An 11297-nucleotide genomic window follows, 5' to 3' on the forward strand; every position below is an offset into this window, starting at 1 on the left:
TCCAATTAATTTGTTTTTGGATCTAAAGCATCTCGTAAACCGTCTCCTAAGAAGTTAAAGGAGAGAACAAGAAGCATAATACAAAGACCTGGGAAAATTGCGACATATGAATGTGTCTCCAGGTACGTACTACCAACTTTTAAAATGTTGCCCCATTCAGGAATATGTGGCTCAATACCAAGTCCTAAGAAACTTAAGCTACTTGTTGAAATAACAGCTCCACCGATTGTTAATGTTGCTTTTACAATCATCGGGGCTAATGAATTGGGAACGATGTGCTTGAAAATAATCGCAGCATCAGATGCCCCTAAAGCTCTAGCGGATTCCACAAATTCAAAATTAGCGAGTTGCATCACATTGGCCCGCATTGTACGAGCATAGGTTGGAATGGCTCCAACACTAAGTGCGATAATAAGATTTACCGTATTAGCACCAAATGCAGCGATAATAGCAATAGCTAATAAAATACCAGGAATGGCATATAAAATATCAAGACTTCGCATGATGATATTGTCAGTTGATTTACCGTAATAGCCAGAAAATGCTCCTAATGCGCCTCCAACAATTGCTGGTATAATTGTTGAGAAAAATCCGACGATTAATGATATTTGGGCCCCAAATACAATACGTGAAAATAAATCTCGTCCGTAATTATCTGTGCCTAGCGGATAATCTAAAGATGGAGTTTGCAGTAATGCACCATAGTTATTTTCTGTTGCGAAGTCATAATCAAAAGTCCAAGAGCTTGTAATGGACAATGAAAACATAAAAATAATGAAGAATAAACCGAATACCGCCATCGTATTACGTAAGATTTTTTCCCAGATTTTTTGCCACTTTTCTATAGAAGATGGGTTTGCCTTTCGAGCCTTTTGAATAAGACTATAGCCTAGTAATGTTGCAAATAGATTGCCAGTAAAAGTAGCTAATAGCAGAATAATACCTGGGATGAGCATCCATTTTGGTGCCTCAGTCGGCGTGACATATTTTGTACATACAAGAGCCATCACGATATAAAAAAGTGCAAGTACTAAGAAAAGACCCATAGCAAGTAAAAAGGTATCTGTTACATACGGTTTAAATAAATTCAACGCTGCAATACCAATGATGAATAATTGTGTAATAAAGGCATAGGCAGCAAAAGTATATTCTGCAGTCTTTCTTTTCGACACAAGCATAAATGCAAAAGATGTCGAAAAAATATTGCCTGACAGAATAGTTACTAACAGTGGATAGCCAAGTAGACGGGTGCTTTTTTGAATGTCTCCATGCTTTGCCAAATCCTTTTTAATTCGTAAATTGACGATGGCAACATATGCCGTTGTAATAGCGTAAATAATAAAAAAGAGCAGAACTACCTGTCGCCAGCTATTGGTTGAAAAATTATAACTATAAGCTAGAAACAATAAAGAAAACAGTAAGGAAAAGACAAAAGTAAAATGAGAATTGACATATTCCTGTGTGATCTTCAAGAGTAGTTTGACATGTAAGATGTTTTTCACAGGTGATCCTCCTTTAAGACTTCTTCATTTTTGAGCGAATGCGTGGATCAAAAAAGGCATACATGATATCAATTACTAAATTAACAATTGAGATCGTGATGGCAATATAAACAACGCCTCCAAGAATGGCCGGAATATCGGGGATAAATTGTTTATCGACGATATAGCTCCCAATCCCACTAATGTTGAATACCTTTTCCGTTACAGATGCTCCTCCCAACATACCCCCAAAAAGAAGTCCAATCACCGTAATAATCGGAATCATGGCATTACGAATGGCATGTTTTGAAATCACTTTAAATTCATTTAAGCCTTTTGCTTTTGCAGTAATAATATAATCCTCGTGTATTACCTCAAGCATACTCGATCTTGTCATTCTGGCAATGGATGCCGTAATGGATGTTCCCAAGACGATAATTGGCATGATGAGCGATAACCAATTATGAGGATTATAGGTTGCTGGGAACCACTGTAGCTTTAATGCAAAAGTCAAAATAAAAATTAAACCTTGCCAAAAGCTTGGGATAGATAATCCGATTAAAGCAATGAACATAAATGTATAATCCAAATAGGAATTTGGACGAACTGCTGAAATAATACCGACTGGAATGGCAATTGCAATAGCCATTAATAATGACAAAACGGCTATTTCCAATGTGACAGGAAATTTAGTAGCAATGCTGTGCGTAATATCTTCTTTACCTGCAAAGGATGTGCCTAAATCAAATGTAAATAGGCCTGATAATGCGTTCCATAGCTGAGATAAATAAGGTTGATCCAAACCGTGAATCCGATTAAAGTTTGCAATTTGCTCTGGTGTTGCTTCGACTCCAAGAAGATTTCTTGCTGGATCGAATGGTGATAAATACAAAATAGTAAATACTAAAGTAGCCACACCAACAATAACAATGAAGCTTTGCAAAATACGTTCAATGATAAATTGCAGGAATGGATTCGCAAATAAGATAAGTACTACATAAAATAAAACAGCTGGTAGAAAGGTAAGAGCAACAAATCGTTTGTTTGTTAGTAGATGAATAAAAAATTGGTCATAAGTTAATTGTTTTATGCCATCTTTAAGTAAATCTTGCTCTACTTGCTGTTGGAGCTTTCCTTGAGCTAATTGCTTAGCTGTTGACTGAATTTGTGACGCTGCTACTGCCTCTTTAAAAAAATTGGCCTTTGCTATTTCTTGTTGTTCGAAATCTTTTTGCCAATGGGCAACCAATCCATTCTCCAGGTAGTGCTGACTACGCAATGCAAAAGCCTGATCAAAGGTATTAGAATGATTCCTTTTCCGATAAATAAAGTATGTAAAAGGGTGGACTAAAATACTAAAAAGAAAAAGAATGAATTGATAAGGCTTTTGATGCATTAGTTTTTGATAAACCATAGAAAAGAAAATAAATTCTTTTGGTTTTAGATGAATTTTTGAAGTAACCATGCATTTCCTCCAAACGTAAATAAAATATTCAGTGGTATATTGTATAATTCCTATCAGTATTGTAAAGTATGGATTATACTTGAAAGTAAGTCAATCACTAATTTTAAAAAGGATGGGTCGAATGAGTGAAAAGCTTTTAGAAATCAATGATCTGCGCGTGTCCTTTATCACAGGAGAGACAGAATTTGAAGCGGTGAAGGACGTGAGCTTCCATCTAAATAAGGGTGAAACACTCGGAATTGTGGGAGAGTCAGGTAGTGGGAAAAGTGTAACGGCACGTTCCATTATGCGTTTATTGCCATCACCACCATCATTTCTGAAATCTGGCACGATTGTGTTTAAAGGGCAAGAACTCACTGAATTAAGTGAAAAACAAATGGAGGGGATTCGTGGACAAGATATTAGTATGATTTTTCAGGATCCGATGACCTCTACAAACCCTACTATTCGAATAGGGGATCAAGTTGCTGAAAGTTTAATCAAACATCAGTCCATGTCAAAAACAGAAGCCTATCAGCAAACAATAGAATTATTAAAACTTGTTGGCATTCGAGATGCAGAAGAACGGTATCGACAATACCCTCATGAATTTTCAGGTGGTATGCGTCAGCGCGTGATGATTGCCATGGCCCTCGCATGTAACCCCTCACTACTTATTGCAGATGAGCCAACAACAGCACTCGATGTAACCATTCAAGCTCAAATTTTAAAATTGATGCGAGATATGCAAAAGAAAATGGGTACATCTATTATTTTAATTACGCATGATTTGGGCGTTGTTGCCGGTATGTGTGATCGAATCATTGTGATGAAAGAGGGGGAAATTGTTGAACAGGGTACAACAGAAGAGATTTTTGCAAATGCTCAACATCCGTATACCCAAAAATTATTGAATGCGTTGCCAAAGCTACATGAGAAAAAGCAGCCAAAAGAAATGGCCAATATTCAGGCGGGTATTGATAAACATAAGCCACTAATCGAGGTAACACATTTATCAAAGGAATTCTCATTAGGCCGAGGTCAAACGCTGAAAGCAGTTAATGATTTATCATTTTATATATACCCTGGTGAAACACTAGGCCTGGTGGGTGAATCGGGTTCTGGTAAATCTACCACTGGTCGAACAATACTACAGCTTCATCAGCCTACAAACGGTGAAGTTTTGTATCAGGGGATACCCGTAACAAGGCTAACGAAAAAGCAATTAAAGGCCATGCGCCGACATATGCAAATTATTTTCCAAGATCCATATTCATCGTTAAATCCTCGCAAAAAAATTCTAGATATTATTGGGGAGGCTCTTGATATTCATGGCTTAGTAAAGAACCATGAAGAGAGACGACAACGAGTAGAGGAATTGCTAGAGCTTGTTGGTTTAAAGAAAGAACATTCTATGCGTTATCCTCATGAATTTTCAGGTGGTCAACGACAACGTATAGGTATTGCTAGAGCATTAGCAGTGGAACCAAATTTTATCGTTTGTGATGAGCCCTTATCAGCACTAGATGTTTCGATTCAAAAACAAATTGTTGATTTATTGAAGGAATTACAACATAAACTAGGTTTGACGTATTTATTTATTGCACATGATTTATCAATGGTGAAACATATCAGTGATCGTGTAGCAGTCATGTATGGTGGTAAAATTGTAGAATTAGCGGAAAGCGAGGAGCTGTATGCTAACCCTCAGCATCCCTATACACAAGCATTATTACGCTCTATTCCAATTCCAGATCCGAAAATTGAGAAACAGAAATATAATGACGCAGAACATACAGAAGATATGAAAGTTCGATACGAAGTAGAAAATAGTCAACTAGTAGAGGTCTCTCCGAATCATTGGGTAGCTGTATCAATGTGATAGCTTGGAAAGATAATGTCTCCAATTTTATTCAGAAATCTTCGTTTGTTTTATGTTTAAAATATCGTATATCTATACCTAAGAGATTATGTATTTACAGTACATAATCTTTTTATTTTGAAAAATTCCTGAATCTATCTAAAAGGAACTAAGGCATGTTATTATTAGTTTAAATAAATAACTGAGGGAGATAATAGTGAAGCAATCAGATATTAAGACACTAATAACTAGTGGAACAATAATTTTGGCTGTTGTTTTATATTTAATATTTAAATAAATATATGTATGAAAATCTTCAGTTGTTACAATGGCTGAAGATTTTTTATTACAGTAACATTTTTATATGGAAAGAGGAATAAATTTATGAAAAAAGTTTTCTTTTTATTATTGCTTTCAACACTACTAATAAGTGCTTGTACAGAAGAAACTACAATACGTAATGACAACCAGAATCAAATTGTATCAGAAGCCTCTAAAGAAGCAGGTTCAAAGCACAATATAAAATCCTTTGAAGAATTTCCACTTGAAGGGGTAATAGATGGAGATACATTGAAAATACAATATAATGGTTCAACTGAGAAGGTAAGGCTACTATTAGTTGATACACCTGAAACTAATCATCCTAGTTTAGGGGAACAACCTTTCGGCCAAGAAGCCAAAGAATTTACTAAGCAATTATTAAAAGATAAAAAAACAGTATACTTAGAATTTGATGTTTCATATAGAGATAAATATAAGAGACTTTTAGCTTACGTTTACACAGATGAAGGTATTAATATTCAAGAAGAACTTTTGAAAAATGGACTTGCCCGTGTAGCTTATATATACGAACCAAATACTAAACATGTTGATTGGTTTGAAACAGTACAAAGAACTGCTCAACAACAGGCAATAGGTATATGGTCAGTTGAGAATTATGTAACGGATAGAGGATTTAGAAAAGAAGTATTTAATAGTAAGGATGAAAATAAAAATAATAACTACAATAATAAATCACAATGTAATATAAAAGGGAATATCAATGCTAAAGGTGCTAAAATTTATCATTTACCTGGCCAACAGAATTACGAAGATGTAAAAGCAGAAGAGCTATTCTGTTCTGTAGTCGAGGCTGAAAATGTAGGTTTTAAGGCAGCAGAAAGATAATATGAAGTTCATCACTAATTCAATAGCAGAGTTTGGTATTTCACTAAACTCTGCTATTTTTATTTTTGTAAATTAGTAGATTTAAATACAAATAAAACGACATTTCAAGTTAACTATTTAGCACTCAAAACTTGCAAAAAGGAAGTAGATGCTATAAAAAATAACAATTGGAGAGGTTCTGTCTCTAAATTAAAAGCTTCCTAGATAGGATACTTTTATATGAAGGTAATTTAAAAGTCTTTATTTTCGAAATTTTTTTTATTTATTTTAAAAGAAAAGTGTAATGGATTGAGCTATTGAAGAAGTGATATACTTTCTAATTTTTTGAATGAGTTAACTCATATTGATACCAAATAGTTTATACAGGCGGATAAAACCTGGGGTATTGACATATTAAGTGTTAGAATTATATATTTATTCCAGTTAAATTTTTAGAATATTCATTACATACTTATAATTTAACTTGTACCTACAACGTGTTGACGTGTAGTTGTGTTGTTATGGATAGTTAGTCTAATTTGTAAACGTTTTCGAAATACATGGGCAAAAGTAAGATAAAAGGGGGAATTATAATGAAAAAATTACGAATTGGTGTAATTGGAGCCGGTTTAAGAGGGGGTTTGGCACAATACTGGCATAAACCTGACGGGGAATCGGAAGTAGTGGCATTAGCTGATATCTCTCAAGAACGATTAGATAAGTTTCAGGAAAAATTCGATACTCCTTTATTTTTAACGAAGGATTATAAGGAATTATTATCAAGAGATGATATTGATGCAATAGCTGTTTTATCGCCAGATTATTTGCATGAAGAACATATTATTACTTGCTTAAAAGCAGGGAAGCACGTATATGCTGAAAAACCATTAGCCATAACAGTGGAAGGTTGCGATCGAATATTAGATGCATGGAAAAAATCAGGGAAGCATCTAATGATTGGCTTTAATATGCGCTATATGGCTATGTATCAAACGATGAAAGGCTTAATTGACTCAGGTGCCATTGGAGAACTAAAGGCTATATGGGTGCGTCATTTTGTTGGATTCGGAGGTTATTTCTACTATCACGATTGGCACGGAAATTCAAAAAATACAACATCTCTATTACTTCAAAAAGGCTCACATGATTTAGATGTAATTCATTGGATTTCTGGGAAATATGCAACGAAGGTATCTGCATTTGGGAGCTTGGATTATTATGGTGGAGATAATCCAAATACGTTAACGTGTCCAACATGTGATCAGAAAAAAACTTGCCCAGAATATGTTCCCCATACATTTACGGAATGTGCTTTCCGTGAAGAAATTGATGTAGAGGATAATAATATGCTCATTATGGAATTGGAAGGTGGCATAAAAGCTTCGTATCTACAATGTCACTTCACCCCCGACTATTCACGAAATTATACTTTCATTGGTACGAAAGGGCGTATCGAAAATGATGATGTAAATAATAAAATTTATTTAAAAACGAGAAAGTCGAATACTTGGGAAGAACTTAGTGATGTTGTTTACGAGATGAAGCCTGAGGAAGGAGGTCATGGGGGGGCTGATCCAAAAATTGCTCAAGATTTTGTAGAGCTCATCCTCTATAATAAAGAGCCTTTAACTACGCCATTTGCAGGACGGATGAGTGTTGCAGTAGGTTGCGCGGCAACAGAATCTATTCGTAATGGAGGTAAAGTTATTGAGATCTTACAGGAATCTACAATTCTGCAACATTGATAAATAGGGGGTGTAGTTTATGACGCTTTTAGATAAAACAACTGTTGAAGAAAAATCATCTAAAACAAAACGTTTTTTCAAAAAGCAATCAAAAGTAAAGAAAAATCACTTGGTAGAATGGAAAAGATCTATCAAAAAAAATTGGGAGCTTTATTTATTACTAGCCCCTGTCATACTTTACTTTTTGGTTTTCCATTACTATCCACTATATGGGTTGCAAATTGCCTTTAAAGACTTTATTGCTACAAAGGGAATTATGGGGAGTCCGTGGGTAGGGTTTAAGCATTTTGAACGTTTTTTTGATAGTTATTATTTTTGGCGTTTAATAAAAAATACAATAGGGATTGGTGTATTCACTTTACTCATATCTTTCCCAGTACCAATCATTATTGCGTTGCTTTTAAATGAAGTAAAAAGCCTTCGTTTTAAAAAATTTGTACAGACAGTTATTTATGCCCCTCATTTTCTATCTACAGTAGTAGTTGTTGGTATGCTGTTACTATTTTTAAAGTCAGATGGGATGATTAATCAAGTAATTATGTTGTTTGGCGGTACACCAATTGATTTTATATCAGAACCAGCATGGTTTAAATCAATATACGTACTATCTGATGTTTGGCAAACGATGGGATGGAGTTCTATCATATATATTGCAGCTCTAGCCGCCGTAGATCCAGCACAGCATGAAGCGGCAATGATAGACGGGGCATCAAAATTCCAAAGAATCATTCATATTAATATTCCTGCAATTATGCCGACGATTGTAATTTTATTTATCTTAAATGTAGGATCTGTAATGGCAATAGGATTTGAGAAGGTATTTTTAATGCAAAATGACTTAAATATGTCGGCGTCAGATGTTATATCAACATTTGTTTATCGTAGTGGGATTTTAGAAGCGCAGTATAGTTTTTCAGCAGCTGTAGGTCTATTCAACTCTATCATTAATTTTATCCTCCTTATTATGGTTAATAGGATAGCTAAAAAAGTGAGTGATACAAGTTTATGGTAAAGGAGAGATTAAAATGAAAGAATCAAAGGGCGATCGAGCGTTTACAATCTTTAATTATATTTTTTTAGCAATTGTAGCACTTGTTGTATTGTACCCACTTATTTTTGTTTTGAGTGCTTCCCTAAGTAATCCAGAGTACGTAATCTCGGGAGATATATGGTTATGGCCAAAGGAATTTACAGTGGAGGCGTACCAAAAAGTATTTCAAAATCCTGATATTACCAATGGATTTGTTAACACACTGAAGTACACATTTTTTGGAACATTGTTAAATATCTTCATGACAATTTGTGCAGCCTATCCACTTTCTCGTAGAAATTTAAAAGGAAAAGGCTTTATTATGGCATTTATGGTATTCACAATGTTCTTTAGTGGGGGACTTATTCCAACATATTTATTAATTCGTGATTTAGGCATGATTAATACTTTTTGGGTCATGATTATTCCGAATGCTGTAGCTGTATGGAACATCATAATTATGCGGACTTTTTTCCAGTCCATTCCTTATGAGTTAGAGGAATCTGCCATGATTGATGGAGCGGGGAATTTCCGTATTTTATGGAGTATTGTACTACCACTATCATTACCTGTTATGGCTGTCATGGTTTTATTTTATGCAGTGGGACATTGGAACTCTTATTTTCAAGCATTGATTTACTTACAAGATCAAGATAAGTTTCCACTTCAACTTATCCTAAGGCAAATTTTAATTCAAGGACAAGCTGACGATATGATTAAAGCCACGTCAGAAAGCTTTTTAGCTCAAAAACTTAGCGTTGAAGGGTTAAAGTACGCAGTTTTAATCGTTGCTAACCTACCAATGTTAATGCTTTATCCATTCTTACAACGATATTTTGTAAAAGGTGTAATGATTGGTTCATTAAAAGGTTAAAGAATAGGAGCGAATTAAAATGAAAATAAAGAAGAAGCATGTTTATGGTTTAGCTGCAAGCCTGCTGTTAGCTACGAGTTTACTAGGAGCATGTTCTGACACAAAAGAAACTGGAGAAAAAACCGGCAATATAGATAAATTGAATGCAACGGGTATGCCGATTACAAAAGAGAAAATAGAAGTAGACGGTTTTGCTGCAAAATTTTTCGCATCGCAAGATTGGAACAATCTAATGTTATGGGAAGAATACGAGAAAATGTCTAACATCCATATTAATTGGACAACGGTTCAAACAGAAGTATTAGCGGACAAAAAGAACTTGCTTTTAGCTGCGGGAAATTATCCAGAAATATTTTTTGCATCAGCATTTTCGAAAACTGATTTAATCAAGTATGGTCAACAAGGCGTATTTTTACCGTTAAATGATTATATTGAACAATATGCTCCAAATTTTAAAAAGCTATTAGATGAATACCCATCTGTAAAACAAGGTGTGACGATGGCAGATGGAAAAATTTATGGCTTCCCTACAATTTACGATCCGAAATTTACATCACTGCGTGTAGGGGCACCATGGATTAACCAGAAATGGCTTGATAATCTAGGTTTACAATCCCCAGAAACAACAGATGATTTGTATAAAGTATTGAAAGCATTTAAAGAAAATGACCCAAATAGAAATGGTTTACAGGATGAACAAGGCTGGGGGACTGGCTATGGTATCGAACAAATTATTTATTATTTAAGAGGTTCATTTGGTTTGAATAAACAAGGAACGATGAATGTGAACTTAGACTTTAAAGAAGGTACTGAGGAATTTCGTTTCGTGCCAACGACAGACGAATATAAACAATTACTTGAGTTCTTAAATAAACTTTACAAAGAAGGTTTAATTAATAAAGATGTATTTACGACAGAGCCTCAGAAATTTGCGGCAGAAGCAGCTAAAGGAACGTTTGGTATGCTTAGTGAAGTGGACCCAAAAGAGTTATTTAAATTAGATGGTTATACTGGTGCACATGTTTTAGAAGGACCGAATGGAGATAGACAATTTACTGCGATGACTAATGGTCTTGGGAATTTAGGAATGTTTGTCTTAACAGATAAAGCAAAAAATCCAGAAGCGATGGTTCGCTGGATTGATCATTTATATGGTGATGAAGGGACTAAAATGTTCTTTATGGGCTTTGAGGGTGTCACTTATGAAGAAAATGCCGATGGTACTATTCAATACGTAAAGGATATTACGAACAATCCAGATGGCAAAAACTTAGATCAAGCGATCAGTGATTATTTAACATGGCCGGGCGGTTATTATCCTGGAATTGTAACACAAAAATATTTCCAAGGTGCAGAGGCGAAAGAAAATTCTATTAATAATGCTAATCAAGTAATGCCATATGCGTTGAAGGATGAGGAAATTATTCCAGGGTTGAACTATACAGTAGAAGAAAATGATCGAGTGTCGGCAGTTTTAACAGACATTCAAACGTATGTAAATGAAATGACGGCAAGCTTTATTACAGGTAAAGAAAGCTTTGATAAATGGAATGACTACAAGAAAACAATTGAGAAGATGGGATTACAAGAATATCTAGAAGTAGCACAGGGGGCATATGACCGTTCAAAATAACTAGGTACAGGTTTTCCTTCAAGCTCAAGATGTAGTAGGTCGCATAAGCCAAATGTTCACTTTTGTTAATAAGGCCTATGTGA

8 protein-coding genes are annotated in these 11297 nt (G+C 34.9%); 6 read left to right on the plus strand and 2 right to left on the minus strand.

Features of this window, described 5'->3' with window-relative positions:
* Nucleotides 1-5 precede the first annotated feature (5 nt).
* The gene (locus MKY49_RS03495; RefSeq protein WP_274795716.1) at nucleotides 6-1502 is read right to left on the minus strand and encodes an ABC transporter permease; all 1497 of its coding nucleotides are present in this window, start codon (nucleotides 1500-1502) and stop codon (nucleotides 6-8) included.
* 13 nt (nucleotides 1503-1515) lie between these two features.
* Entirely contained in the window at nucleotides 1516-2946 is a 1431-nt protein-coding gene (locus MKY49_RS03500; protein ID WP_341385630.1) for an ABC transporter permease, read from the minus strand.
* Between the two features lie 121 nt (nucleotides 2947-3067).
* On the opposite strand from MKY49_RS03500, the gene MKY49_RS03505 reads away from it, so the two are divergent.
* From MKY49_RS03505 to MKY49_RS03530, 6 genes are all read left to right on the plus strand, one after another.
* A complete protein-coding gene (locus MKY49_RS03505) occupies nucleotides 3068-4807 on the plus strand; it encodes an ABC transporter ATP-binding protein (RefSeq protein WP_313469381.1) in 1740 nt (579 codons plus the stop codon).
* Between the two features lie 363 nt (nucleotides 4808-5170).
* On the plus strand, nucleotides 5171-5953 hold the full coding sequence (locus MKY49_RS03510; RefSeq protein ID WP_341385631.1) for a thermonuclease family protein: 783 nt from the start codon (nucleotides 5171-5173) through the stop codon (nucleotides 5951-5953).
* 572 nt (nucleotides 5954-6525) lie between these two features.
* Nucleotides 6526-7677 (plus strand): Gfo/Idh/MocA family protein, encoded by a 1152-nt coding sequence (locus MKY49_RS03515; protein ID WP_341385632.1) that lies wholly within the window; start codon nucleotides 6526-6528, stop codon nucleotides 7675-7677.
* A 19-nt stretch (nucleotides 7678-7696) separates the two neighbouring features.
* Nucleotides 7697-8689 (plus strand): ABC transporter permease, encoded by a 993-nt coding sequence (locus tag MKY49_RS03520; RefSeq protein WP_313469374.1) that lies wholly within the window; start codon nucleotides 7697-7699, stop codon nucleotides 8687-8689.
* 13 nt (nucleotides 8690-8702) lie between these two features.
* Nucleotides 8703-9581, plus strand: a complete 879-nt coding sequence (locus MKY49_RS03525) for a carbohydrate ABC transporter permease (RefSeq protein ID WP_313469372.1) — start codon at nucleotides 8703-8705, stop codon at nucleotides 9579-9581.
* 19 nt (nucleotides 9582-9600) lie between these two features.
* On the plus strand, nucleotides 9601-11214 hold the full coding sequence (locus tag MKY49_RS03530; RefSeq protein WP_341385633.1) for an extracellular solute-binding protein: 1614 nt from the start codon (nucleotides 9601-9603) through the stop codon (nucleotides 11212-11214).
* Nucleotides 11215-11297 lie beyond the last annotated feature (83 nt).

Source organism: Lysinibacillus sp. FSL M8-0134 (assembly GCF_038069745.1).
In the GTDB taxonomy this organism is placed as follows: domain Bacteria; phylum Bacillota; class Bacilli; order Bacillales_A; family Planococcaceae; genus Lysinibacillus; species Lysinibacillus irui.

What these genes read in the sequence shown, in the direction of transcription:
- MKY49_RS03525 (WP_313469372.1), top strand. Translation starts at nt 8,703, where the DNA reads ATGAAAGAATCAAAGGGCGATCGAGCGTTTACAATCTTTAATTATATT.
- MKY49_RS03520 (WP_313469374.1), top strand. Translation starts at nt 7,697, where the DNA reads ATGACGCTTTTAGATAAAACAACTGTTGAAGAAAAATCATCTAAAACA.
- MKY49_RS03515 (WP_341385632.1), top strand. Translation starts at nt 6,526, where the DNA reads ATGAAAAAATTACGAATTGGTGTAATTGGAGCCGGTTTAAGAGGGGGT.
- MKY49_RS03505 (WP_313469381.1), top strand. Translation starts at nt 3,068, where the DNA reads ATGAGTGAAAAGCTTTTAGAAATCAATGATCTGCGCGTGTCCTTTATC.
- MKY49_RS03510 (WP_341385631.1), top strand. Translation starts at nt 5,171, where the DNA reads ATGAAAAAAGTTTTCTTTTTATTATTGCTTTCAACACTACTAATAAGT.
- MKY49_RS03500 (WP_341385630.1), bottom strand. Translation starts at nt 2,946, where the DNA reads ATGGTTACTTCAAAAATTCATCTAAAACCAAAAGAATTTATTTTCTTT.
- MKY49_RS03530 (WP_341385633.1), top strand. Translation starts at nt 9,601, where the DNA reads ATGAAAATAAAGAAGAAGCATGTTTATGGTTTAGCTGCAAGCCTGCTG.